This is a genomic window from Nocardia fodinahabitans (genome assembly GCF_052983615.1).
In genome coordinates this window covers 1,584,193-1,610,330 of sequence record NZ_JBRJJC010000001.1, presented here as the reverse complement: position 1 = coordinate 1,610,330, position 26,138 = coordinate 1,584,193, and the positions used below count along the sequence as shown (strand labels likewise).

Annotated in this window: 17 protein-coding genes, 1 tRNA gene and 1 pseudogene; 12 read left to right on the top strand and 7 right to left on the bottom strand. The window is 70.1% G+C overall.

Going from position 1 to position 26,138, the window contains the following annotated elements; genetic code table 11:
* Positions 1-64: 64 nt before the first annotated feature.
* The 4 genes from NV348_RS07430 to nudC all read left to right on the top strand — a co-directional run bounded on the left by NV348_RS07430 (position 65) and on the right by nudC (position 9,660).
* Complete coding sequence (locus tag NV348_RS07430; protein ID WP_447150964.1) at positions 65-3,961, top strand: ATP-dependent helicase; 3,897 nt, start codon at positions 65-67, stop codon at positions 3,959-3,961.
* A complete protein-coding gene (locus tag NV348_RS07425) occupies positions 3,958-7,593 on the top strand; it encodes an ATP-dependent helicase (protein WP_447146347.1) in 3,636 nt (1,211 codons plus the stop codon). Before NV348_RS07430 ends, NV348_RS07425 begins: the two co-directional genes overlap by 4 nt.
* An 84-nt stretch (positions 7,594-7,677) precedes the next feature.
* Entirely contained in the window at positions 7,678-8,733 is a 1,056-nt protein-coding gene (locus NV348_RS07420; protein ID WP_447146346.1) for a potassium channel family protein, read from the top strand.
* Between the two features lie 33 nt (positions 8,734-8,766).
* Entirely contained in the window at positions 8,767-9,660 is an 894-nt protein-coding gene (gene nudC / locus NV348_RS07415; protein WP_447146345.1) for an NAD(+) diphosphatase, read from the top strand.
* Positions 9,661-9,674: 14 nt separating this feature from the next.
* On the opposite strand, the gene NV348_RS07410 is transcribed toward nudC, so the two are convergent.
* Entirely contained in the window at positions 9,675-9,905 is a 231-nt protein-coding gene (locus NV348_RS07410) for a mycoredoxin (RefSeq protein ID WP_447150963.1), read from the bottom strand.
* 109 nt (positions 9,906-10,014) lie between these two features.
* On the opposite strand from NV348_RS07410, the gene NV348_RS07405 reads away from it, so the two are divergent.
* On the top strand, positions 10,015-12,171 hold the full coding sequence (locus NV348_RS07405) for an ATP-dependent DNA helicase UvrD2 (RefSeq protein ID WP_447146344.1): 2,157 nt from the start codon (positions 10,015-10,017) through the stop codon (positions 12,169-12,171).
* A 615-nt stretch (positions 12,172-12,786) separates the two neighbouring features.
* A pseudogene (locus NV348_RS07400) lies at positions 12,787-13,040 on the top strand (WhiB family transcriptional regulator).
* 91 nt (positions 13,041-13,131) lie between these two features.
* On the opposite strand, the gene NV348_RS07395 reads toward NV348_RS07400, so the two are convergent.
* From NV348_RS07395 to NV348_RS07385, 3 genes are all read right to left on the bottom strand, one after another.
* Positions 13,132-14,481, bottom strand: coding sequence for an ABC1 kinase family protein (locus tag NV348_RS07395; RefSeq protein WP_447146343.1), 1,350 nt, complete (start codon positions 14,479-14,481; stop codon positions 13,132-13,134).
* Positions 14,482-14,540: 59 nt separating this feature from the next.
* Positions 14,541-15,413 (bottom strand): TOMM precursor leader peptide-binding protein, encoded by an 873-nt coding sequence (locus tag NV348_RS07390; RefSeq protein WP_447146342.1) that lies wholly within the window; start codon positions 15,411-15,413, stop codon positions 14,541-14,543.
* Positions 15,414-15,626: 213 nt separating this feature from the next.
* Positions 15,627-17,024, bottom strand: coding sequence for a zinc-dependent metalloprotease (locus NV348_RS07385; RefSeq protein ID WP_447146341.1), 1,398 nt, complete (start codon positions 17,022-17,024; stop codon positions 15,627-15,629).
* 127 nt (positions 17,025-17,151) lie between these two features.
* Between NV348_RS07385 and NV348_RS07380 the strand changes: the two genes are divergently transcribed.
* Positions 17,152-18,177, top strand: coding sequence for a YlbL family protein (locus tag NV348_RS07380; RefSeq protein WP_447146340.1), 1,026 nt, complete (start codon positions 17,152-17,154; stop codon positions 18,175-18,177).
* On the opposite strand, the gene NV348_RS07375 is transcribed toward NV348_RS07380, so the two are convergent.
* On the bottom strand, positions 18,178-18,756 hold the full coding sequence (locus NV348_RS07375; RefSeq protein ID WP_447146339.1) for a PPA1309 family protein: 579 nt from the start codon (positions 18,754-18,756) through the stop codon (positions 18,178-18,180).
* A gap of 157 nt (positions 18,757-18,913) precedes the next feature.
* Here NV348_RS07375 and NV348_RS07370 point away from each other — a divergent pair, with 157 nt between their 5' ends.
* The gene (locus NV348_RS07370) at positions 18,914-21,898 is read left to right on the top strand and encodes a UPF0182 family protein (RefSeq protein WP_447146338.1); all 2,985 of its coding nucleotides are present in this window, start codon (positions 18,914-18,916) and stop codon (positions 21,896-21,898) included.
* 67 nt (positions 21,899-21,965) lie between these two features.
* Here the strand turns inward: NV348_RS07370 and NV348_RS07365 are convergent, their stop codons facing one another.
* Positions 21,966-22,514 carry a transglycosylase family protein gene (locus NV348_RS07365; RefSeq protein ID WP_447146337.1) on the bottom strand — a complete coding sequence of 183 codons (549 nt, stop codon included), beginning with the start codon at positions 22,512-22,514 and terminating at the stop codon, positions 21,966-21,968.
* A 365-nt stretch (positions 22,515-22,879) separates the two neighbouring features.
* On the opposite strand from NV348_RS07365, the gene NV348_RS07360 reads away from it, so the two are divergent.
* Positions 22,880-22,953 (top strand) — tRNA-Met (locus tag NV348_RS07360).
* A gap of 65 nt (positions 22,954-23,018) precedes the next feature.
* Here NV348_RS07360 and NV348_RS07355 read toward each other — a convergent pair.
* Positions 23,019-23,741 carry a TetR/AcrR family transcriptional regulator gene (locus NV348_RS07355; protein WP_447146336.1) on the bottom strand — a complete coding sequence of 241 codons (723 nt, stop codon included), beginning with the start codon at positions 23,739-23,741 and terminating at the stop codon, positions 23,019-23,021.
* A 117-nt stretch (positions 23,742-23,858) separates the two neighbouring features.
* On the opposite strand from NV348_RS07355, the gene NV348_RS07350 reads away from it, so the two are divergent.
* From NV348_RS07350 to NV348_RS07340, 3 genes are read left to right on the top strand one after another with little or no spacing between them, the layout of a single operon-like run.
* Complete coding sequence (locus NV348_RS07350; protein WP_447146335.1) at positions 23,859-25,301, top strand: cytochrome P450; 1,443 nt, start codon at positions 23,859-23,861, stop codon at positions 25,299-25,301.
* Positions 25,298-25,564 (top strand): ferredoxin, encoded by a 267-nt coding sequence (locus tag NV348_RS07345; RefSeq protein WP_447146334.1) that lies wholly within the window; start codon positions 25,298-25,300, stop codon positions 25,562-25,564. Before NV348_RS07350 ends, NV348_RS07345 begins: the two co-directional genes overlap by 4 nt.
* Positions 25,539-26,126, top strand: coding sequence for an SDR family NAD(P)-dependent oxidoreductase (locus NV348_RS07340; RefSeq protein WP_447146333.1), 588 nt, complete (start codon positions 25,539-25,541; stop codon positions 26,124-26,126). Before NV348_RS07345 ends, NV348_RS07340 begins: the two co-directional genes overlap by 26 nt.
* Positions 26,127-26,138: the final 12 nt, after the last annotated feature.

Below are 26,138 nucleotides of genomic sequence, written 5' to 3'. Positions count from 1 at the left end.
CAGCGTGTCCCCCCGGCGGGGGAGTGCTGGCGTGTCGTACTGGTCTGTTGCAATAGCCGACGTGGTGCGATCGGATAGCTCGGTGCGACTCGTGCGCCGGACGACGCGGGCGCCCCGGCCGCGAGCCTGGGGCGCCGCTGTTCGCGTGCTGTTCGCCGAGCAGGCCCAGCCCGCGCCGTCTCGCCCTGGCTGGCTGCCGTGGCAGGTCCTCGGCGGGCCGGGCACCGGCAAGACCGCGCTGCTGGTCGACCTGGTGACCGCGCGGATCACCGACGGCGCCGACCCCGCGTCGGTGCTGGTCCTCACCCACACCAAACAGGCCGCCGCCGCGCTACGCGACGCGATCACCGTCCAGCTCGGGCCGCACGCGGGCGGCATCCCCGGCGCCAGCCGGGAACCGATGGTGCGGACCCTGCACTCCTACGCGTTCTCGGTCCTGCGCCGCCACGCCGACCTGCACGGCAATCCGCCGCCGAGACTGCTCACCGGCGCCGAACAGGACGCCGTGCTGCGTGAGATGCTGCGCGGCGACCTCGCCGATATCGAGGCCGGCGCGCGCGGTCTGTGGCCGCCGCGGCTGCACCCCGCGCTGGCGCTGGGCGGATTCGCCGAACAACTGCGCGACCTGATGCTGCGGGCCACCGAACGCGGGCTCGGCCCCGAGGACCTGATGGCCCTGGGCCGCGACCACGACAACGATGCCTGGGTGGCGGCGGGACGGTTCTTCCAGCGCTACGAAGAGGCGTCGATGCTGCGCTGGTCGGTCGGCGTCGCGGCACCGGAGGCGACAGCGCCCGCGCTCGACGCCGCCGAACTCGTCGGCACGGCCCTCGACGCACTGGCCGGTGACCGGAACCTGCTCGCCGCCGAACGCGATCGGATCCGCTACCTGCTCGTCGACGACGCCCAGCACCTCGACCCGCAGGCCGCGACCCTGGTGCGCGCCATCGGCAGCGGCAGCGCGAGCACGGTCATCACGGGCGACCCGGATCAGAGCGTGTTCACCTTCCGCGGCGCGGACTCCCGGTTCCTGATCGACATCGACACCGCGCCGCAGCGACGAATCATCCTGCGGCACAACTACCGCAGCGGTGCGCCGATTCGTCTCGCCACGGCACGTATCGCGGCGCGGTTGCCGGGCAGCGCGCGTCATCGGGTGATGCCGGGGCGAGCGACCATTCCCTCGGAATCCGCCGATCACGTTGGTGGAAAAAGCGCTTCGGCTGCCCTGGACGGCCTGGTCCCGCTGTCCGGGCCGAGCGGCGAACGGGACACCCCTGGCGGCTCCGGCCCGGCGAAGTCCGATGGGTCGGCATCGGACCGCTTGGGACGGTCCGGTAGATCTCCGGCCGGCGAGCCCGGCGACTCGGTATCCGGTGGATCCGGTACCTCGACCGATGCGGCGCCCGGCCGATCGGCGGTGTCGGATGAGCCGGACTCGCCGGCGGGTGACCTGCCCCCATCCGAGGCCGAGTCGAGCGTGCGCGTGCGCGTGCTGTCGACCGCGGCCAAGGAGGCGGCGCTCATCGCCGACCACCTGCGCAGGGCCCACCTGACCGATGGCGTCCCGTGGTCGTCCATGGCGGTGATCGTGCGCTCGATCCCGCTGTCGCTCGCGCCGCTGCGGCGGGCATTGCTGGCGGCGGGGGTGCCGGTGCGCAGACCGGCGGTGGCCGAACCGCTCGCCCGCAGGCGCGGAGCGGCGTGGATGGTGCTGGCCCTGCGCGTACTGCTGGCCGGCGACTCGTCGCGGCCGGGCTCGCGGCGCGCGATCGACGCCATGTTCTCGCCCGAGGACGCCATGGACCTGCTGTCCGGCCCACTCGGCGGCGCCGACCAGATCGCCCTGCGGCGGCTGCGCCGTGGTGTCCGCCGCACGGTCCTCGACCTGGAACGCACCGGCGCGCTGGCCGCCGCCGACCCGTACGCCGACGCGGGCCAGTTCCTGCTGTGGGACGACACTCCGCCGCTCCCACCGGAAGTGCCCGAGCCCGAACCGGATCCGATCGACGGCGAATGGCTGCCACCGGAGCCCGATCCGGCGGACCCACTACGCCCGGAACCCGAACCGGACTGGGACGTCGCCGAACGCCTTCCCGACGACATCGACCTGCTCGACGCCGAAACCCCGCCCGCCGCACCGCCGGTCGTCGTCGGCCCGCCCCGGCCGGAACCCGAACCCCCGGCGGTGCCGCTGATCGACCAGTCCTCGGCCGAGGTCCTGCGCGACCTGATCGTCGGCATCGGCGAGGACCGGCTGCTCGACGGCCTCACCGAGGTGGAGGCCGCGCCGCTGCAGCGGGTGCTGCGCGCGGTGCGCAAGGCCAGGGAGACACAGGTCAGGGGCCAGGGTGTCGAGGACGTGCTGTGGACCCTGTGGACCAGCTCCCGGTTGGAACGGCGCTGGTTCCGGCAGTCCCGGCGCGGCGGCGCCGCGGGTATGCAGGCCGACCGCGATCTCGACGCCGCCGTCGAATTGTTCGACGCCGCAGCGGGTTACGTCGACCGGCTGCCCAAGGCGAGCATCGACGGTTTCGTCGAATACCTGCTGCACCAGCAGATTCCGCAGCAGGGCAGGCCGCTGACCGCCGAGGGCGACGCGGTGTCGCTGCTCAGCGCGCACGCGGCGGCGGGCCGGGAATGGGATGTGGTGGCGGTGGCCGCCGTGCAGGAGGGCATCTGGCCCAACCCGCGGGCCAGGGGAACACTGCTGCACACCGAGGATCTCGTCGACCTGATCGCCGGCGTCGACCTCGGCGCGACGACGAGCCGGGCCGCGCCGATCCTGGCCGAGGAACGCAGGCTGCTGCTCGTCGCGTGCAGCAGGGCGCGGCGATCGCTGCTGGTGACCGCCGTCGAATCCGCTGCGGGCGACCAGGATCTGGTGCCCTCGCGCTTCCTCACCGAACTGCTCGGCGACGAGGACACCGGCGAACCCGGCGCCCTGCCCGTCGCCGATCCCGGTCGCGCCCTGGTGATGCACGCCCTGGTCGCCGAATTGCGCGGCGTGGTCTGCGATCCCACCACCGCACCCGACCGGCGCGACCGGGCGGCTCACCAGCTGGCCCGGCTCGCCGACGCCGGTGTCCCCGGCACCGATCCCGGTGACTGGTACGGCACCGCCGAGCTCAGCTCGGACAAGGAACTGTGGGACGACGACGATTCCCCGATCGGCCTGTCCCCGTCGACGGTCGAACTGCTGCGCACCTGCCCGCTGCGCTGGGCCTTGGAGCGCCACGGCGGCACCGACGGCGACAATCCGCACGCCGTCAAGGGCAACCTCGTGCACACCCTGGTGCAGGCGCTGGCCGGCGACGTGCCGGAGGCGCAGGTCCGCGCGGCGCTGGACCAGGCGTGGCAGTCGGTCGACCCGGCCACCGGCTGGCACTCCCGGCAGGAACTGCGCCGCACCGAGGCGATGCTGGAGACCTTCCTGTCCTGGGTCAGGACCACCCGCGGCGAACTGACCCAGGCGGGTGTCGAGGTGCCGGTGGACTGCGTGCTGCCCGCGCGAGCGGAGGACGAACGCGCGGTGCGGATCCGCGGGCGGATCGACCGCCTGGAGCGGGACGCGCAGGGGCGCTTCGTGATCGTCGATGTGAAGACCGGCAAGACGCCGGTCAGCGCGAAGGCCGTCGCCGAGCACGCCCAGCTGGCGACCTACCAGGTGGCGGCCGCCCACGGCGCGCTCGACGCGGAGGAATCCGCCGTGCCCGCCGATCCCGGTGGGGCCCGGCTGGTCTACGTCGCCAAGCCGCACCACAAGACCGGCGCCACCGAACGCGCCCAGACCGCCCTGGACGCCGAGGGACTCGACACCTGGCGCGACACGATCCATGACGCGGCCGCGGCCACCCGCGGGCCCGGGTATCTGGCCGTGCGCAACGACGGGTGCAGGCACTGCCCGGTCGCGGGCAGTTGCCCGGTACAGGACACCGGACGGCAGGTGACCGACGAGTGAGCGGCGTGCGCGTCACCCCGCAGCGGTTGGCCGACGCGCTCGGGCTGCCGCCACCGACCGCCGAGCAGGCGGCGGTCATCGCCGCGCCGCCGGGGCCGACGCTGGTGGTGGCGGGCGCGGGTGCGGGCAAGACCGAGACGATGGCCGCGCGCGTGGTGTGGATGGTGGCCAACCGGCTGGTCGCCCCGGACGAGGTGCTCGGCCTCACCTTCACCCGCAAGGCCGCCCAGCAGCTGACCTCGCGCATCCGCACCCGTCTGGCCCGGCTGGCCGGCGCCCCGCTGGTCCGGGAGATCGACCCGACCGGTGCGCTGCGCACGCTGATCTCCGGCGCCGAACCGGAGATCAGCACCTATCACTCGTACGCGGGCAGGCTGCTCACCGCGCACGGCCTGCTGTTGCCCGTCGAGCCGTCGGCCGCGCTGCTCACCCAGACCCAGCTGTGGCAGCTCGCCCACGAGGTGGTGCGGTCCTGGGACGGCGACCTCGACACCGACCGCACGCCGGTGTCGGTGACCGAGGCGGTGCTCGCGCTGTCCGGGCAGCTCGCCGAGCACCTGGTGGAACCGGAGCAGCTCGCCGAGGCGCACGCCGAGCTGGAGAAGCTGGTGTACACGCTGCCCGCCGGTCCGCGTCAGCGGGGCGGGCCGAGCAAGACGCTGACCGCTGTCGTCGACGCGCAACGGGAGCGAGTCGCCCTGCTACCCCTGGTCCGTCAGCTCGCCGACGCGCTGAACCGCCGTGGCGCACTCGATTTCGGCTCCCAGATGTCGCTGGCCGCGCAGCTGGCCGTCGACCATCCCGAAGTGGCCGCCGCCGAACGGGCCCGGTTCAAGCTGGTCCTGCTCGACGAGTATCAGGACACCGGCCACGCGCAGCGGGTACTGCTGTCGGCGCTGTTCGGCGATGCCGAAGCGGTCCGCCAGGATCGGCCGCGACCGGTGCGCGTGCGGGGTGGTGCGCCGACGGCACCGTCGCCGGGTCCCGAGATGCTCTGGGGCCCGGATCATCTCGATCCATCAGAGCTCGATCTCGTCGGCCACGTTCTTGGCGGCACGGCGGGTCACGCGCGCGGAACCGATAGTCGAGGTGTCGCCGATCGCACCGGTACCGATCGGCCGGAAAGCGGGTCAGCCGACACTCAGGGGCCGAGCGAAACCGGCTCGGGGGGTAGAGCTCTCGCCGTCACCGCGGTCGGTGACCCGATGCAGTCGATCTACGGCTGGCGCGGCGCATCGGCTGCCAATCTCCCCCGTTTCGCGACCGACTTCCCCGAAGCGCCCGGCGTCCCCGCGCCGATCCTGCCGCTGCTGACCAGCTGGCGGAACCCGCCGGAAGCCCTCGCCCTGGCGAACCTGGTCGCCGATCCGCTGCGGCTGCGGGCCAAGGCCGCGGGTGGAGCGACGGTCGACGCGCTGCGGGCCAAGCCCGAGGCGCAGGCGGGGGCGGTGGAGCTGGCCCTCACCGAAACCGTGGCCCAGGAACGGGACTGGATCGCCGAGCGCATCGCCCGGGAATGGGCGACGGCCAGGGACGCCGAGCAGCCGCCACCGACCTCGGCGGTACTGATCCGGCGCAATGCCGACGCGGCCCCGCTGGCCGAGGCCCTGCGCGAGCGGGGTCTTCCGGTCGAAATCGTCGGTCTCGGTGGGCTGCTCGCGACACCGGAGGTCGCCGATATCGTCGCCACCCTGCGGCTGATCGCCGAGCCGGGCACCGGCAGCGCCGCCGTCCGCATTCTCACCGGTGCCCGCTGGCGGCTCGGCGTCGCCGATCTCGCCGCCCTGGCCCGGCGCGCGCGGATGCTGTCGATCGGCAGCCTGTCCGGCGACGCGTCCGCCGCCATCACCGACGCGGCCGGACTGGCGACCGCCCTGCGTGCGGTCGCGCCGGAACCCACCGAACAGGCGGGCCTGGCCGACGCCATCGCCGATCCCGGGGCGCCCGACCAGTATTCGGAGGCCGGGTTCACCCGCATCGTCGCCCTCGGCGAGGAACTGGCCGCGCTGCGCGAACGCAGTGGGCAGCCGCTGGTCGAGCTCGTCGCCGATGTCGAACGCACCATCGGTGTCGGCGTGGAGACCCAGGCCAGACGGGCCATCGCGGGCGGCGGCGCGGGCCGCGAGCACCTCGACGCGTTCGCCGAGGTGGTGGCCGGGTACGCGGCCGACTCGCGCGCCTCACTGAGCGGTCTGCTGGCCTTCTTCACCGCGGCCGAATCGGTCGAGAACGGCTTGGAACCGGGCGACGTGGAGGTTGCGCGCGATCGCGTGCAGGTGCTCACCGTGCACGCGGCCAAAGGGCTGGAATGGGAAGTCGTCGCGGTGCCGCACGTGAGCGCGTCGGTCTTCCCCTCGACGACCGCGCTGAGCACCTGGCTCGGCGCGCTCACCGAACTGCCGACCACCCTGCGCGGCGATCGCGCCCAACCCGACGCGTCCGAGGGCGTACCGGTCCTCGACCTGAGCCGGGTCGGCGACCGCGCCGAACTCGAGCGCGCCATCGCCGAGCACAAGGACGCGCTCAAGAGCCGCCGCCTCGACGAGGAACGGCGCCTGTTCTACGTGGCGCTCACCAGAACCGAACGGGTGCTGCTGGTTTCGTCCTACTACTGGCCCGAGACCGGCACCGCGCAGAAGGGCCCGTCGGAGTTCCTGCTCGAACTGAAACAGGCGAACGAGGACCCCGACAGCGCGGCCTTCGGCGTCGCGACCATCGCCCGCTGGGACGACCAGCCCGCGCCCGACGCCGTCAACCCGTTCGCCGACAACCCGCCCACCGCCGCGTGGCCGCGCGACCCGCTCGGCAGCCGCCGCGACCCGATCGAACAGGGCGCGGAGCTGGTCCGCGCTGCGCTCGAGCGATTGCGTTCCCGACCGGCCGATCCCGAGCCCGCCGACGACGCGGACGACCCGGAGGGCTGGGCCACCGACGTCGACGCCCTGCTCGCCGAGTTCACCGCGGCCGAACTCGCCGACCAGCAGGTGGAGCTGCCCGGCCAGCTGCCCGCCACCGCACTCGTGGAACTGAGCGCCGACCCGACCCGCCTGGCGGCCCGGCTGCGCCGTCCCCTGCCGTACCCGCCGAATCCGATGGCCCGGCGCGGCACCGCGTTCCACGCCTGGGTGCAGTCCTGGTTCGGCACCGAACAGCTGCTCGGCCTCGACGAACTGCCCGGCGCCGCCGACAGCGGCACCGAGCTGGGCCGGGCCGACCGCGAACTCGCCGCCATGCAGGCCGCGTTCCGCCGCTCACCGTGGGCGCATCGCAACCCGATCGACGTCGAGGTGCCGTTCGAGACCACCATCGCGGGCACCGTCATCCGCGGGCGGATGGACGCCGTGTTCGCCGAACCCGGTGGCCGCTGGGTGGTGGTCGACTGGAAGACCGGCGCCGAGCCGGGCCCCGCCGACGAAGCCGCCGTCGCCGTGCAGCTGGCCGTCTACCGGCTCGCCTGGGCGCGGCTGATGGCCGCGCGCACCGGCGCCGACGAGGCCCGCATGCTCGAACGGGTCGGCGCGGCATTCCATTACGTCCGGTCCGGGCGCACCATCGCGCCCACCGAACTGGCCGGTCCGCGGGAACTGGAACAGCTCATCCGTGACGCGGCGCCGGTCCCGGATGTCGAATGAGCCCGAGCCGCCCCGAACCAGTAGGCTGCCGATTTGTGCCGGATCCTGACGAAACCTTGACGGGCCGAGCGAGAGGAGGGGGCGATGCTAGGGGACAAGCGCGGCCCGATCGGGCTCAGTAGCAGCCCGGACTATGCGCTGGTCGGTCTCTTGCGGATCCCCGCGGTGCAGACCAGTCCGTGGGTATCGCTCACCCGCCGGGTCCTGTTCGCGATCGCGTTGCTGTTCACGGCGGCGACCGTGGTGTACATCGGCCGCGACGGCTATCACGACAACACCGGCGACGAGCTGTCGTTCCTCGACGCGATGTACTACGCCACCGTCTCGCTCTCGACCACCGGGTACGGCGACATCGCCCCGATCACTCCCACGGCGCGACTGATCAACACGATCGTCATCACGCCACTGCGTGTCCTGTTCCTGATCGTGCTGGTCGGCACCACCCTCAGCGTGCTCACCGAACGGTCACGGCAGGCGTTCAAGATTCAGCGATGGAGGCACACCGTGCGCAATCACACCGTCGTCGTCGGCTACGGCACCAAAGGACGCACCGCGATCGACGCCATGCTCGCCGACGGGGTGCAGCAGGCCGACATCGTCGTCGTCGACACCGACGCGGTGGCGCTGGAAGCGGCGGCGACCGCGGGACTGGTCACCGTGCACGGCTCGGCGACCAAGTCCGATGTGCTGCGCCTGACCGGCGTGCAGCGGGCTGCCTCGGTCATCGTCGCCACCAACCGTGACGACACCGCCACCCTGGTGACGCTCACCGCCCGCGAACTGAACAAGACCGCCAAGATCGTGGTCGCCATCCGCGAAGCGGAGAACACCCACCTGGTGCGCCAGTCCGGCGCCGACTCGGTCGTGGTGTCCTCGGAGACCGCGGGCCGGTTGCTCGGCATCGCCACCACCACGCCCACCGTCGTGGAGATGATGGAGGATCTGCTCACACCCGAGCAGGGCTTCGCCGTCGCCGAACGTGAGGTCGAACCGGGCGAGATCGGCGGCTCGCCGCGGCATCTCAGCGACATCGTGCTCGGTGTGGTGCGCGACGGCAATCTGATCCGGGTGGGCGAACCCGAGGTCGACGCGCTCGAGGCGCGCGACAAGCTGCTCTACATCCGGCACACCGGCAAGTGATCCAGGACTCAGCGACCGGCTAGGCTCGGACATGTGTCGTTCCGGTTGAAAGACGTTCCGCTGCTGTCGCGTTCCACGATCGATCGAGCCGAGCACGTCCGGCTCGATCCCGACGCGCTGCGGGAGGGTTGGGGCAAGGCCAAGGTCCTGCGCGTCGACGCGCGCGGACGGGTGCGGGTGGAGAGCGCGGGCGTCGTCCTGGACGCGGCCGTCACGATCGCCGAAGAGCCCGGCGCCGGCGCGGTGTTCCTCGGCGTCGCCGAGGACAGTCATCTGTGGGCCGTGCGCGAGCCCGAGCTGGACGGCACGCTGAAGGATCTGCGGGCTCTCGGCGCCGTCGACGACTTCACCGCCGACCTGCTCGCCACCGCCTACGCGCTGCTCAACTGGCACGACCGGGCCGGCTACCACGGCGGCGACGGCACCTCGACGACCTCGTCACGGGCGGGCTGGTCCCGGCTGACCGCCACCGGTGAGGAGGAGTTCCCACGGATCGACCCCGCCATCATCTGCCTGGTGCACGACGGCGCCGACCGGGTGCTGCTGGCCCGCCAGCACAGCTGGCCCGAGACCATGTTCTCGCTGCTGGCCGGCTTCGTGGAGGCCGGCGAATCGCTCGAGCACTGCGTCGAGCGGGAGATCCGCGAGGAAGTGGGCGTCGACGTGCGCGAGGTCACCTACCTCGGCAGTCAGCCGTGGCCGTTCCCGCGCTCGCTGATGGTCGGCTTCGCCGCCGTCGGGGATCCGGAGCAGGAGCTGGTGTTCTCCGACGGTGAGATCGCCGAGGCGCACTGGTTCACCCGTGACGAGGTCCGCGCGGCGCTGCGGGCGGGGGATTGGGCCGCGGCGCGCGAGCAGGGCGCGCGGCTACTGGTGCCCGGTTCCATCTCGATCGCTCGCACGATCATCGAATCCTGGGCCGAGTAGCCGGCGCGCGGCGCTCAGGCCAGGGCGGAGAGAGCCTGCTTGACCTGCGACAACGACGGGTTGGTCGCCGTCGACCCGTCGCGGTACTTGATGGTCGGGACGACGTGGTTGCCGTTGTTCACGCTGCCGACGAATTCGGCCGAAGCGGGGTCGTCCTCGATGTCGATCACGGTGTAGGTGATGCCCGCCTCGTCGAGCTGGGTCTTGAGGCGACGGCAGTAGCCGCACCAGGTGGTCGAGTACATCGTCAGATCAGTGGTTGCTTCAGTCACGGGATGTGCAACGTCGGAGGTCGGCGTGATGTTCCGGCGGGTTGTCGGCGGCCGTCGGGCCCGGTTGTCGTCGGGCGCTGTCATGATGGTGCCCGTGCCAGCACTCGATCTCACCGCCCTCGACCCGGAACAGGCCGCCGCGGTGCGGGCGCCACGAGGCCCGGTGTGCGTGCTAGCCGGCGCGGGGACCGGCAAGACCAGGACGATCACCCACCGGATCGCGCATCTGATCGCGGGCGGGCATGTGAAGGCCGACCAGGTACTGGCCGTGACCTTCACCGCCAGGGCGGCGGGGGAGATGCGCAACCGGCTGCGCTCGATGGGACTCGGCGGCGAGGCAGGCCAGGTCCAGGCCCGTACCTTCCACGCCGCGGCGCTGCGGCAGCTGCGGTACTTCTGGCCGCAGGTCGTCGGTGATGTGCCGTGGCGACTGCTCGACAGCAAGTTCCCGGTGGTGTCGCAGGCCGCGCACCGGGCGGGGCTGGGGACCTCGACCGAACTGATCCGCGACCTGCTCAGCGAGATCGAATGGGCCAAGGCGTCGCTGATCGCGCCGGAGGACTATCCCGCCGCCGCGGCCAGGCACCATCGGGACGCGCCGGTCGAGGTGACCAGGGTGGCCCAGGTCTACGCGGGCTACGAGTCGATGAAGACCTCCGCCGACGGCCTGCTGCTGGACTTCGACGATCTGCTGCTGCACACCGCCGCCGCGCTCGAGGACTATCCGTCCGTCGCCGACGAGTTCCGTGGCCGCTACCGCAGCTTCGTGGTCGACGAATACCAGGACGTCACCCCGCTGCAGCAGCGGGTGCTCGACGCCTGGCTCGGCGAGCGCGACGACCTCACCGTCGTCGGCGACGCCAACCAGACCATCTACTCCTTCACCGGCGCCACCCCGAACTACCTGCTCGACTTCTCCCGCCGCTTCCCCGACGCCACCGTCGTCCGGCTCGAACGCGACTACCGCTCCACCCCGCAGGTGGTGTCGCTGGCCAACCGGGTGATCGGCGCCGCGCGCGGCCGCATCGCCGGAACCAGGCTCGCCCTGATCGGCCAGCGGCCCGACGGTCCCGAGCCCGAGTTCGCCGAATACCCCGACGTGCCCGCCGAAGCCGCCGCCGTCGCCGTCCGGATCAAGAAGCTGATCGCGGCGGGCACACCCGCCGCCGAGATCGCCGTGCTCTACCGGATCAACGCTCAGTCCGAGCCGTTCGAGCAGGCACTCGGGGCCCGCGACATCCCCTTCCAGGTGCGCGGCGGTGAAGGCTTCTTCCAGCGTCAGGAGGTGCGCCAGGCGGTGCAGGCGCTGCGGCAGGCCGACGCGCGCGACGACCTGCCCGACGAGTCGCGCAGCGGCGCCGAACTGATCACGCTGGTCCGCGCCGTGCTCGCCCCGGTCGGGCTCACCGCCGAGGAACCGGCCGGTGCGCAGGCCAAGGAACGCTGGTCGTCGCTGCTGGCGCTGGTGCAGCTCACCGAGGAACTGGTCGGCCACGACGCGGAGATCGACCTCACCGGGCTGCTGCGCGAGCTCGCGACCAGGGCCGAGGCCAAGCATCCGCCGACCGTCGACGGCGTCACCCTGGCCTCGCTGCACGCGGCCAAGGGCCTGGAATGGGACGCCGTGTTCCTGGTCGGCGTCGCCGACGGCACCCTGCCGATCCAGCACGTCCTCGGTGACGACGGCAGCCCGTCCGATCAGGCGGGGCTCGAAGAGGAACGCAGGCTGCTCTACGTCGGCGTCACCAGGGCGCGCGAACACCTCGCCGTGTCCTGGGCGCTGGCGCGCACCGAGGGCGGCAGGCGGGTGCGCAGGCGCTCGCGGTTCCTCAACGGCCTGGTCCCGGACGACTCGCCCGCCTCCCGCATCGCCGCCACCGCAACCGGCCCGAAGGACGCCGACGGCAAGCGCCCGCTGTGCCGGGTCTGCGCGAAACCGCTGATCGGCACCTACGCCACCATGCTGGGCCGGTGCCGTCGCTGTCCGGCCGAACTCGACCCGCAGCTACTGGACGCGCTCAAGGAGTGGCGGGCGGAGAAGGCCGAGGTCCTGCGGGTGCGCGACTTCGTCGTCTTCACCGACACGACGCTCACCGCGATCGCCGAGCAGCTGCCCGCCGACGACGCGGCACTGGCCGCGATCGCCGGCATCGGCGCGAAGAAGATCGAGCAGTATGGCGCGGACGTGCTCGCCATCGTCGCGTCCCGAATGCGGGCCACGACACAAAACCGCAGGTAGAAAATAGGTTGTTCGGTTCTCGATCATTGCCTATGGTGGAGAACACGCACCGAGAGTGATCTCGGCGCGGGTTTCTATCAGCACACGAATTCAGGAGGGAGGCAGTCAGATGAACAGCAACACCACGTTCGACGCGATGGGCAATCGCGTCCTGGTGAACGCATCCATGGTGTCCGCCTCCCGGGGGGTCCTCCTCGCTCTGCAGGGGACCGGTCTGTCCGGCGTCGATACCACCGCTGTGCCGATGACTGTCGTCCATCAGCACACCCCGATTCGTCTCCAGGACAAGCCCAGCGTGGGTTGGCAGCCGGCGGCCTTCCAGGCACCGGCAGCACCGGCCGTTGAACTCGGATACGCACCCGAGTTCGCCGGCGCAATCCGCCTCCGTGTCCACCCAGCGACCGTGATCAGGTCTCGGCAGAGATGTCGAACTAGGTAGGGAACTCCTCCCAGACCTCCTGGCCACGGATCGCGAGAAGCGAAATCCGTGGCCTTTTTCATTCGGCTCTTCAGCCGTTGGCACCGGGTTCGCACACCGAACGAACAACCGCTGCAAACGAGCTGAAGGAGAACGACGTGTTCACCGCCCAGGAATGGCCGACGGCCACTGCTGACGTGACATGCCGAAACGTGGCGTCCCTGCCCTGCCGGGCCGGAAACCTGATCTGTGGTTCGCCGAGAGCCCGAACGACCTCGAGCAGGCCAAGCAACTGTGCGCTTCCTGCCCGATCCGTAAGGGCTGCCTGACCGCGGCCATCGACCGCGCCGAGCCGTGGGGTGTCTGGGGCGGCGAGATCTTCGACCAGGGTGTCGTGATCGCCCGCAAGCGCCCGCGTGGCCGTCCGCGCAAGGTCGCGATCCCGGCATGAACCCCGGAAAAGGCCTGTACCGCAAACGAACCGCTCACCGAGTCCTGGTGAGCGGTTCGTTTGTTTTCGGCGGCCGGTGCCGCGCTGAGGGCTAGGAGGCGCGCTCGGCGCGGAAACCGGGGACCCAGGTGCGGACCAGGTTCATGAAGCCGAGTTCCGCGTCGAGCTGGGCCAGGATGCCGACCGAGCCGCCGAGTACCCGGAAGATCGTCAGGTATTCGGCCGGAAGTTGCAGGGCGCGTGCGGTTTTCATCTCGGGGCTGGTGAACTCCGAGGCCTTGCCCGCGACCCGCTGCATCCAGGCGCGGGTGAAGTGGAAGGTGTCGGTGCGGATCGGGTCGCTGAACGGGCGCAGGTACGCCTCGATCTCCTCGTGGGTGACCGTGCGGCCCGGGATCACCCAGCCGTGCTCGTAGAGCAGTTCGGTGAGCGCGACGTGCTCCTCCGCGACGGCCAGGGCGAGCATCCGGCCCAGGACCTCGGGGAAGCCGTCCGGCATCGGCGCGCAGGCGCCGAAATCGAGGACGGCCAGCCTGCCGTCGGTGAGCACGAGGAAGTTGCCCGGGTGCGGGTCGCCGTGCAACAGGTGGACCCGCTCCGGGGAGGAGAAGTGGAAGGTGCCCATCAGCTCGGCGATCCGGTTGCGCTGCGCCCGGGTGCCTTCCGGGTCGGCCGCGCCGGCGGCGATGAGCGCGGAGACCGGGGTGCCGTCGAGCCATTCGGTGACGATCACCTTCGGGGCGCCCGCGACCACGCGCGGCACCACGATCTGCGGGTGGCCGTCGAAGGCAGCGGCGAACCGGCGCTGGTTGGCGGCCTCGATGCGGTAGTCGAGCTCTTCCTCGGTGCGCTCGGTGATCTCGGCCAGCAGCGGTTTCACATCGGCGCCGGGGATCACCGAGGACAGCAGCCCGGTCATTCGCGACAGGGTCTTCAGATCGGCGCGCAGTGCTTCGTCGGCGCCGGGGTACTGCACCTTGACCGCGACCGCGCGTCCGTCCGACCACACCGCCCGGTGCACCTGGCCGATGCTGGCCGAGGCGGCGGGGGTGTCGTCGAAGGACTGGAACCGCTCACGCCACTTGGTGCCCAGCTGCTGGTCCAGCACCCGGTGCACCGTCTCGGCCGGCATCGGCGGCGCGGCGGCCTGCAGCTTGGTAAGCGCCTCGCGATAGTGCTCGCCGAACTCCTCCGGGACCGCGGCCTCCATCACGCTCAGCGCCTGGCCGAACTTCATCGCCCCGCCCTTGAGCTCGCCGAGCACGGTGAACAACTGTTCGGCGGCCTTCTGGTTCAGCGTGGCGTTGATCTGCTGCTTGTCACCGCCCACCAGCTTCTTGCCGAACCCCACAGCGGCTCGACCGGCAATACCGAGCGGAATCTTGGCCAACTTGGCATTGCGGCTGGAACTGCGGCGCACGATCTCGGACACGCTACCCATCATGGCCGAACTTGCCGGTGGTGTGCCATAAGAATGCTCACACCGCACTGTGTGAGCGCTCATAGGCCTGTGCCCGGTTCCGGCGTGGCCAAGGTCCGGCAGCCGCAGTCGGGATGCGGTGGCCAGGGACGTCGCTGCACCTCGTGGGTGTCGAGATTCAGTTCCATCGTGGCGTCGAGAGTGCCCGGATCCTGGCGGGGCGAGCAGGCGACGATCGTCTCCAGTTCGCCCAGCGCGAGCGCGGTGGTCGCGGCGATCCCGGCCGGTGAGGCGTGCCCGGTGCGCCCGAGCAGCTGTGCGGCCAGGTGCGGCCAGTCGGCGTCGAACCCCGTGCGGGTGAGGTCGGCGCAGCGCAGGCAGCTGGTCTCACCCGGCAGCACGAGTGGACCGACCACGCCGATGCCGTCGCGGATCCGGACCTGCAGGTGCGGTATTCGGCGCAGTACCAGGTCCACCGACAATCGTGGGTCGACCATCAGCGCGTCGGTGAGTACCACCAGGTTGCCGCCCGCCCCGACCGCCGTGCCAGGGCGGTACTCCCGGGATCGGGACGGCCGGATGCCCATGCGCCGCAAGCCGATCGTCACCGCGTCCGACAGCGGCCCGAGCCCGTGCACGGCGACACCGCGCACCGTGCCCTGTTTGCGTTCCGGTTGCACCAGCAGCCCGGCCTCGTCGATCGCGCTCAGCAGTGCGACGGTGCGCGCGGGCTCGATGCCGAATTCACCGGCGCGCCAGACGATCTGGGGCAGCGATTGCAGACCGTCGAGCAAGCGCAGGAACGCGAGGACGGTGCCGGTATCGAGTTCGGTGGTCTCGAGCAGCAGCGCTCGCTCCGGGTCCCACCCCAGCTGCACGGTCCCGGAGGGCCGAACCAGGGTGATCACCCGCGGGTGCAACATCGGTCCGCGCAGTGGCGTCGTGGTCGTCATGGGGCAAGTATCGGCACGTGCCGGTGGCCGCCCGCGCGCGGAAAGCGTAGTTATCCACAGGCTTTCGGCGTGTCGCGGTCGTGGAATCGACCTGTGGACAACTCGGATCCCGCAGGTCGTGACGGGTTTTCCCGGTGTATGACACCTCGGAAACCGTGTCGCGCCACCACGATCCGCAGATTTTCCGCGGTCGGGGTGGCGCGACGGGTCAGCTCAGGACTGGTCGGCGTCGGGATCGGTCTTTCCACGCTCGGCCTCGTCCCGTTCGCGCGCCTCGGTCTCGGCCAGCTGGGCCAGCGGATCGTCGAAAGCGCCGGTGCCGCCGCCGAGTACGGAGTCGATGAACCCGGCGGGGGAGTCAAGGTCGCTGGAGTCGGGGAGCAGGTCGGGGTGCGCCCACACGCCGTCGCGACGCTCCATGCCCACGTCGGTGGTGAGGCGACGCCACAGCCCCGCGGCCTCGCGGACCTTGCGCGGGCGCAGTTCCAGGCCGACCAGGGTGGCGAAGGTCTGCTCGGCGGGTCCGCCGGTCGCGCGGCGGCGGCGCAGCGTCTCCGACAGCGCGCTCGCGCCGGGCAGCCGCTCGCCGACGGCGTCGGTGACCACCACGTCGACCCAGCCCTCGATCAGCGCGAGCAGGGTCTCGAGGCGCTCGAGCGCCTGCTTCTGCTCGGGCGTGGTCTGCGGCTCGAAGGTGCCCTGCGAGAGCAGCTCCTCGAGCTTGGACGGATCGCTCAGCGACATCGGGTCGATGTTCTGCGCGGCCTCCTCCAGCGCCGAGAAGTCCATCTTGATGCCGCGCGCGTAGTCCTCCACCGCGCCGAGCACCTGCTGACGCAGCCACGGCACGTGCGCGAACAGTCGCTGGTGGGCGGCCTCCCTGGCCGCCAGGAAGACCATGATCTCGCTCTCGGGCTGCTCGAGCCCCGCGCTGAACGCCGAGATCGCGGTCGGCAGCAGCGCGGCGGTGCCGGCCGGGCCCAGCGGCAGGCCGATATCGGTGGAGGTCAGCACCTCCTTGGCCAGCTGGCCCAGGGCCTGACCGAGCTGGGAACCGAACGCCAGCCCGCCCATCTGACCGAGCATGCCGACCATCGGCCCGGCGAACTGCTTGGCCTCCTCCGGCAGCTGCGCGGTCCACATGCCCGAGATCTGCTCGGCCACCGGATCGCACAGGCGCTTCCAGGTGGGCAGGGTCTCTTCGATCCAGTCGTTGGCCGTCCAGGCGACGGTCTTGGTCGCGCCCGCGGGCAGCACGGTGGCGCCGTCGAGCCACAGCTCGGCCAGGTGCGCCGCGTCGGTGACCGCGGAGGTCGTCTTCACCGCGATCGGCGCGACGGTGGCGCCGAGCTGCTGGCGGGCCAGCCGCTTGGCCACGTCGTAGTTGACCGGACCGGCCTGCGCGCCGCCGGGGCCGCCCGCCTGGCCCATGCCGCTGATCATCTGCCCGAGCTGGGTCAGCATCTGTCCCAGCTGCGACGGGTCGAAGCCGCCCGCGCCCGCAGCTCCGAACCCGAACGGATCGTTTCCGCCGGGGCCGTTCGCCTCGTCGCGACGCTTGCCCGACTCGTCGTCGTCGCGGTTCGAGAAGCCGAAGGGGAGATCGCTCATACCTCATACGTTACGCGGACACCAGGGGGCCACGGTGTTCGCGCATCGCGAAATCGATGGCACCGCGCACCCGGCAAAAGCGTGCCACTCCCGTCGGTCACGGCCGGTGATCACTACTGTGGTCCGGGTGAATCGTCGGATCCTCACCCTGATCGTGGCCCTGGTACCCGTGCTCGTGCTCGGTGTGGTCGGCAGCGTGGTCACCGTGCCGTTCGTCGCGCTCGGTCCCGGCCCGACCTTCGACACCCTCGGCGAGGTCGAGGGCAAGCAGGTGGTGGACGTCACGGGCGCACCGCTGGATCCGACGAGCGGGCAGCTCAATATGACGACGGTCTCGGTCCGCGACGGGCTGAACCTGTTCGAGGCGTTCGGCTTCTGGGTCAGCGGCGAGCACGGTCTGGTCCCGCGCGCCGAGGTCTACCCGCCCGGTGTGTCGCGCGAGGAGGTCGACAAGTCCAATCAGCAGGACTTCAAGGACTCCGAGAGCAACGCCGAGGTCGCCGCGCTGCACTACCTGAAGATGCCGACGGTCGTGCTGGTGCGCGGACTCGGTGACGAAGGCCCGGCCAAGGACGTGTTGCAGGTCGGCGACGAGCTGATCAGCATCGACGGCACGCCGATCACCGCGCCCAAGGACGTCGTCGACCTGGTCTCCACCAAGGGCCCCGGCACCACCATCACCGTCGTCTACCGCCGCGGCGACGCCCAGCAGACCACGCCGATCACCCTCGCGCCCCGCCCCGACGACTCGACCAAGGGCTACCTCGGCATCACGCCGGGCGAGGGCGGCCGGCCACCGTTGCAGGTCGAGTTCAACCTCGCCGATATCGGCGGACCCTCGGCCGGGCTGATGTTCAGCCTGGCGCTGATCGACAAGCTCTCGCCCGGTGAGCTCAACGGCGGCCGGTTCGTCGCCGGTACCGGCACCATCGACCAGGAGGGCAAGGTCGGTCCGATCGGCGGCATCCAGTACAAGATGATCGCCGCCCGGGAGGCGGGCGCCGAGACCTTCCTGGTCCCGGCCGACAACTGCAACGAGGCCAGGCAGCGCGCCCCGGAGGGCCTGCGCCTGGTGAAGGTCGACACGCTCGACAGCGCGGTGACCTCGCTGGCCGACATCGACGCCGGCCGCGAGGCTGTCAGCTGCGGCTGATCACTCCAGCGTGTGGTGCAGGGCCTCGACCAGGCCCGGCGCCAGATTCGGGTAGGTGCGCAGGTCGAGATCGCCGAAACCGTCGTCGTCCTCGGGGCGGATCTGCAGCAGGCACAGTGCGGTGCCCTGGCGCAGCACGCCGGCGATGAGCCGCGCGTCCCGGCGACCGGGGTGGGCGTGCGCCGCGGCGCGCCCGGCCGCGTCCGCGGCGTCGTCGTCGGCCAGCAGCGGAACGAGCGCCTCGTCGAGATCGCTCTCGGCGTCGGGCGGGAGCACCACGATCTCCTGGACCAGCACGCACCCCTCGACGGCGGGCGGCCACGTGGTGGTCGCGAGGAATTCGTCGAGCGCCATCGACCCGCCGGTGATGTCGTCGGGGAAGGCTTCCTGCGCGATCGGGGTGAGTTCGCTGCCGTCGTCGAGCTGATCCTGGAGATCGGGTTCGGCCGCGGCGAGGTCGGCGGTCGGCACCAGGGCGAACATCTGCGGCGGGTTACCCCAGCCCTCGGCGTCGGCGAACTCGACGACCTCGCGCACACAACGGGCGAGGACGACTTCGGCGTGCTGGTCATCGGTCACCCGCCCATCCAATCATTTTCGGCCCAGACGCTTGCACGGTGTCCGATTTCCGTAGAGTGGGCGCCAACGGTCCGGCAACGGACCATCCGCAACATCGGACTGCGGTGCTGCGCCGATCAGCGGCGCGGTCGCCGCCGGACCCTTGGAGAGTGGCACCGTGGGCATGCGGCCCCCCACCGGTTTACCTTCGTTGTCCCGACGCAGCCGAGTGCTGCTGGTGACAGCAGTCGTCCTCGCGGCATTGCTGCTGCTCGGGCCCCGGCTCACCGACGCCTACACCAACTGGTTGTGGTTCGGTGAGGTCGGCTACCGCAGCGTGTATCTGGGTGTGCTGCGCACGCGGCTGCTCCTGTTCGTCGTGGTCGCGCTGTTCGTCGGCCTCGTGGTGTGGGCCGCGCTGCTGCTGGCCTACCGGTCGCGGCCGGTGTTCGTGCCCGTCGCCGGGCCCAACGATCCGATCGCGCGCTACCGCACCACCGTGATGGGCAGGCTGCGGCTGTTCGGCATCGGCATCCCGGTGCTGCTCGGCCTGCTGTCGGGACTGGTCGCGCAGTCGAATTGGGCGACCGTGCAGCTGTTCCTGCACGGCGGTGAGTTCGGCCAGCAGGACCCGCAGTTCCACCTCGACATCGGCTTCTACACCTTCGATCTGCCGTTCTACCGGATGGTGCTGAACTGGCTGTTCGTCGCCGTGGTGATCGCCTTCTTCGCGAACCTGGTGACCCACTACGTGTTCGGCGGCCTGCGCCTGGCCGGGCGCGAGGGCACGCTGACCAGGGCCGCGCGCGTGCAGCTGGCCGTCATCGCCGGCATCTTCGTGCTGCTCAAGGCGGTCGCGTACTGGTTCGACCGCTACGACCTGTTGTCGAGCACCCGCAAGGAGCCGACCTTCGGCGGCCCGTCGTTCACCGATATCAACGCGGTGCTGCCCGCCAAACTGATCCTGCTCTCGATCGCGGTGATCTGCGCGATCGCGTTCTTCGCCGGCATCGTGCTGCGCGATCTGCGGGTGCCCGCGATGGCGGCCGCCCTGCTGGTGCTCTCGTCGATCCTGGTCGGCGCGGTGTGGCCGATGGTGGTCGAGCAGTTCTCGGTGCGCCCGAACGCCGCCGACAAGGAGAGCCCGTACATCGAGCGCAACATCATGGCGACGCGCCAGGCGTACGGCATCACCGACGACAAGGTCGAGTATCAGGCCTATCAGGGCGAGAGCAAGCGGAGCCCGCTCGAGATCCCCGCGGACGCGGCGACCATCGGCAATGCCCGTCTGCTCGACCCGAACATCCTCTCGCCCACGTTCACTCAGCTCCAGCAGCGGAAGAACTTCTACGGCTTCCCCGAGTCGCTCGACATCGACCGCTACTCCCTCAACGGCGACACCCAGGACTACATCGTCGCCGCGCGAGAGTTGCATCCGGCCGCGCTCTCGGGCAACCAGAAGGACTGGATCAACCAGCACACCGTCTACACCCACGGCAACGGCTTCGTCGCCGCGCCCGCCAACCGGGTGAACAAGCCGCAGTCCGAAGCGCAGAGCGCGGTGGGCGGCAGCGATTCCGGCTATCCGCTGTTCATGGTGAGCGATCTGTTCACCAAGATGGAGGATCAGCAGATCAAGGTCGATCAGCCGCGGATCTACTACGGCGAGCTGATCGCCCAGACCGATCCCGACTACGCCATCGTCGGCACCGCCGAGGGCCAGGCCCCGCGCGAATACGACTCCGACCAGGCCTCCTACACCTATGAGGGCAGCGGCGGCGTGCCGATCGGCAACTGGTTCAACCGGCTGGCCTTCGCCGCCAAGTACGCCGAGCGCAACATCCTGTTCTCCTCGGCGATCAGCGAGGATTCCAAGATCCTGTACAACCGTGGCCCGCGCGATCGGGTGCAGAAGGTCGCCCCGTGGCTGACCACCGACGGCAACGCCTACCCGGCGGTCGTCGACAAGCGCATCGTCTGGATCGTCGACGCCTACACCACGCTGGACAAGTACCCCTACGCTCAGTCGACCTCGCTCGACGGCGCGGTCGAGGACAGCATCGACAAGAAGACCGGGCGCGTCATCCCGCGCAAGGAAGTCAGCTACATCCGCAACTCGGTGAAGGCTACCGTCGACGCCTACGACGGCACCGTCACCCTGTACGAGACCGACTCCACCGACCCGGTGCTCAAGGCCTGGCGCGGGGTGTTCCCGAACGCGGTGAAGCCGCAGAGCGAGATCTCGCCCGAGCTGCGGGCGCACTTCCGCTACCCGGAGGACCTGTTCAAGGTCCAGCGCGACATGCTCACCAAGTACCACGTGGACAACCCGCGTGAGTTCTTCACCAACAACGCGTTCTGGTCGGTCCCCAGCGATCCCACGATCGAGGGCGGCACGTTCAACCAGCCGCCGTACTACGTGCTGCTGGGTGATCCGAAGACGAACAAGCCGGTGTTCAACCTGACCTCGGCGATGGTCGGCTACAACCGGCAGTTCCTCTCCGCCTACATCTCGGTGCGCTCCGACCCCGACGGGTACGGCAAGTTCACCGTGTTGCAGTTGCCGGTCGAGACGCAGACCCAGGGTCCGCAGCAGACCCAGAACTCGATGACCACCGCCGACGCGGTGTCCAGGGAGAAGACCCTGCTGTCGAACTCCAACAAGATCCGCTACGGCAATCTGCTCACGCTGCCGGTGGCCGACGGCGGCATCCTCTACGTGGAGCCGTTCTACAACGAACGCAACACCGGCTCCTCGACGTTCCCGCAGCTGCTGCGCGTGCTGGTGAGCTACCGCGACGCGGCGGGCAGTGTGAAGGTGGGCTACGCGGCGACGCTGGCCGACGCGCTGAACCAGGTCATGCCGGGCGCGGGCGCGCTGGCGACACCGTTCGGCGGCGATCCGGCCGTGAAGCCGAAACCGGGCGTCATACCGCCGGTGGACCAGGGCACCACCACCCCGCCGAACGGGGGCACCACCCCGCCGCCCGGGACGACGACCCCGCCGGGGTCGACCGTCCAGGAGGCCGCGGCCGCCGAGCTCAGCCGCAAGATCGAGGCGGTGCGCACGGCGATGCGGACGGGCAACTTCACCGATTTCGGTAGGGCGCTCGAGGAACTGGATGCCGCGGTGAAGGCGTACCAGGACGCCGGCGGCCGGTAGCCGTCAGCACGACAGGAAAGGCCCCGCCGGATGGCGGGGCCTTTCTCGTGCAGGGGGAATGGTTGGATCAGCCGCCGATCGAGGCGATCAGCGGGGCACTGGCGTTGAGCAGGTCCTGGTACTGGCCTGCGACGCCGTACTGGTCGGCCAGGGCCTGGCCCGCGGCCTTGGCCTGGTCGACGGCGGTCTGGACCTCGGTCTTGGTCTGGGCGGGCAGCTCGACCGGCAGCTCCACGGCGGGCTCCTCGACCACGGCGGGCTCGGGCTCGGAGGCGCCTGCCTGCAGGTAGCGGCCGCAGTGCGGCCACGCGCCGACGCCCTGGCTGGCGAGCACGTTCTCCGCGACGCGGATCTGCTCTTCCTTGCTGGCGTTGTGTGCCGAACCCTGACCGCCGTTGGCAGCCCAGGTGCTCTGCGAGAACTGCAGGCCACCGTAGTAGCCGTTACCGGTGTTGATACCCCAGTTGCCACCGCTCTCGCACTGCGCGACACCGTCCCAGTTGTGGGTCGCGGCGGAGGCGGTGCCGGTGGCCAGGCTGAACGGAACGGCAACCAGGGCGCCGGTGATGGCGGCGACGCCAAGGGCACGGGTGCGGAATTTCCGGGTCTCAGTCATGGGGGAGACGCTAACGAAGAAATCCATGACGATCACATCTTGATAACGGGGCAATTGTATGAATGAAATAGCCGTCTTACCAATGTTTACGCTGCATAGCGCGGGGGAATGCCTGAATTTCGGTCGGTCTGTTATTGGTCCGTTATGTGCGTGAGATCACGTCGAAATAGTGACCCCCGTCACGGAAATTCGACTCGCCACACTCGGGGCGGGCTGGTTCGCGTCGCGATATGACGCCGGTCACATCTGCCGGGTTCGGCGCCGCTCGCCATCTCGTCGAAGATCGCGGGCAACTGCCCGAAAACCGCCTCTGACCTGACGATTTGGCATCCTGGCTAACCTGTGTGTAATGTTGTATTCACCGACGCGGGGTGGAGCAGCTCGGTAGCTCGCTGGGCTCATAACCCAGAGGTCGCAGGTTCAAATCCTGTCCCCGCTACAAGTGCCCCAGGCCAGAGGATCGAAAGATCTTCTGGCCTGGGGCTTTTTTTGTCGGCTGACTCCTCAGTCGCTGGATGTGCTGCTGGGCGGTCGAACTGGGGAACGGTCGGCGCCGGCGGAGCGGCCGTCATCCCGCGGCTCGTCTCGAGGCGATCGCGGGTCGGGGTCGAGGTAATGGCCGGCGAGGATCTCGCCGAAGTGGGTTGTTTGAGCGACTATCCCGGCGGCGTCGATGGCGATGTCGCCTGCGCGCCATGCGGTGGTCAGCTCGACGAAACCGCCGACGGCCATGAGCACGGTGCGGTGGAACTCGTCGTGGTTCAGGCCGTGTCGCAGATACGGCTGCATGCCCGTCGCGAGCACATCGGTGGCGAGGAATGTCAGGTCGCGGCGACGGCGCTCGAGGAGTGCACTGCCCGCGTGGTCGCCGAACAGGACCTGTGTGCGGCGTGGATCGGCGGCGAAGCTGGTGACCACGGCTTCGACCGCGCGGCGCAGCACCTCGAGTGGCGGTGAATCCCGCCGATCACTGATCGCCGCGGCCAGCGTGGCCGTCGTTTCGTCGCGCACCTGGTCCCACACTGCGGCGAGCAGCTCGTCTCGATCGGTGAAACTCTCACGGAAGTACCGGTCGTTCAGTCCTGCCCGGGCGCACACGCTGCGCAGGCTCACCGCCGCCCAGCCGCTGTCGGCCCAGACGTCGATGGCGGCGTCGATCAGCTGCTGGCGGCGCGCGGCGCGGCGCGCCTGGGCAGTGCGGCCGCCCCAGGTCTGGGAGGTGGTCATGACTCCATCTTGACAAGACCCGGCCATGAGAGGGTTAATTGGTGACAGAACGTCACCAATGTGTGTGACGTCACAGGAGCTACTTCGAGCCTTCGCAGCGTCGCGAAAGGACACCACATGCACCAGGACATCCGCCGCCGGATTCAACAGCACGCCGCCGACTTGGCGGACCTGTATCCGTCGAGAACCTTGCCGCTCGCCGAGCCGCCGGCGGGGAGCGATCTGCTTCCCGTACTGGGAGACCCGGGGATGCCGCTGGTCGGACGGTCGTTGCGGGTCTACACCGACCCGCTCGGATGGGCGCGCAGCACCTTCGACAAGTACGGCGAAGTCTCCTGGACGCAGGTGTTCGGTCATCGGGCCGTCTGCGTGCTGGGTCCGGCCGCGCTCGAGACCGTCTGGGCCAATAAGGACAAAGCCTTCTCCAGCGAGAAGGGCTGGGAATTCTGGATCGGGCCGTTCTTTCGCCGCGGCATCATGCTGCTCGACTTCGATGAGCACCTGCATCACCGGCGCATCATGCAGCAGGCGTTCACGCGGCCTCGACTGATCAGCTACCTCGAGCTGATGGGGCCGGGCATCGACCGGGACCTCGCATCGTGGCAGCCCGGGACCGGATTCCTGTTGTACGACAACGTCAAGCAGATGCTGCTGAATCTGGCAACCGAGGTTTTCGTCGGCGCGGAACTGGGTTCGCAAGCCGAACAGCTGGAGCACGCGTTCGAGGACACCGTGGTCGGCGGACAGGCCTTTATCCGTACGAATATGCCGGGTGGCACCTGGTCGCGGGGGTTGCGCGGTCGCCGGGTCCTCGAGGAGTACTTTCGTGCGCAACTGCCCGCCAAACGAGCTGGGGCAGGGACCGATCTGTTCAGCGTGCTGTGCCGCGCGACGAGCGAGGACGGGCAAGCCTTCTCCGACACCGACGTCGTCAACCACATGATCTTCGTCCTGATGGCGGCGCACGACACGACCGCCGTCACAGTCTCCATGCTCACCTATCTGCTCGGCAAGAATCCGCACTGGCAGGAGCGGCTGCGCGCGGAATCGCTTGCACTGGGGAAAGACTCGCTCGACTACGACGACCTCGAGAACCTGCCGTCGCTGGATCTCGCGTTCAAGGAAACACTGCGCATGTACGCCCCGGCGGGAATGCTGATGCGCCAGGCGCTCGAGGACACCGAGATCCTCGGTCACTACATCCCGGCGGGTACCGACATCATCATCGGCGCCTACCCGTCGATGCGGCTGGAGCGCTGGTGGCCGCGGCCGGACGAGTTCGACCCGGAACGTTTCGCCGCGGATCGGCGCGAGGACAAAGTGCACCGCTACGCCTGGTCCCCCTTCGGCGGCGGGGCACACAAGTGCATCGGCCTGTACTTCGGCGGGATGACCGTGAAATCGATCATGCACCGACTGCTGCTGCGCTTCGAGTGGAGTGTTCCCGCCGACTATCAGGCACCGTTGACCTGGGGCACCGGGCCCACACCCGACGACGGACTGCCGATCGACCTCCGGCCACGCCACGCCCGCACCGCTGCCCCGTCCTCGGCCGCATGACGCCCAGGATCAACATCGATCGGAACCGATGCGAGGGCCACGCGCTCTGCGTCGCGCTGGTGCCCGACATCTTCGAGACCGACGACGAAGGCAAGGCGACCGTGCCCGGTCCGGTGAGCGACGACCAACTCGACAACATCCGACTCGCAGTCGACACCTGCCCGGCCGCGGCCCTTCGCAGCGAAGCGCCGCAACCGACCGAGGCCGCCGGCTGGACCACAACAAGGAAGCAGAACGATGACCAAGACCGACCTCACGGGTAGGAAGATCGCCATCACCGGTGGCGCGCGCGGCATCGGCGCGGCCACCGCGCGGCTGCTGGCCGAGCGCGGCGCGGCCGTCGCGATCGGCGACATCGACGCGGAGCTGGCGACCGAGACCGCCGCACATCTCGCGACCGCGACCCGCACGGAGGTTGTCGGGCTGAAGGTCGATGTGACCGACCGGGTTTCGTTCGCGAGGTACCTCGACGAGGTCGAATCGGCGCTCGGCGGGCTGGACGTCCTGGTGAACAACGCGGGCATCATGCCGACCGGTGAATTCCTCGACGAGTCCGACGCCGTCACCGACCGGCAACTCGACATCAATGTGCGGGGCGTGATCACCGGCTCCAAGCTCGCGGGCCGCCGGTTCGCGCTGCGCGGCCGCGGGCATATCGTCAATATCGCCTCGGTCGCAGGCGTTTCCGCCGCGCCCGGTGTCGCGGTGTACTGCGCGAGCAAGTACGCGGTGGTGGGGCTGGGGGCGGCGCTGCACCAGGAACTGGCCCCTCGGGGGGGGTCACCGTCACCACCATCGCGCCCAGCTTCGTCAACACCGAGCTGATCGCGGGTCTGT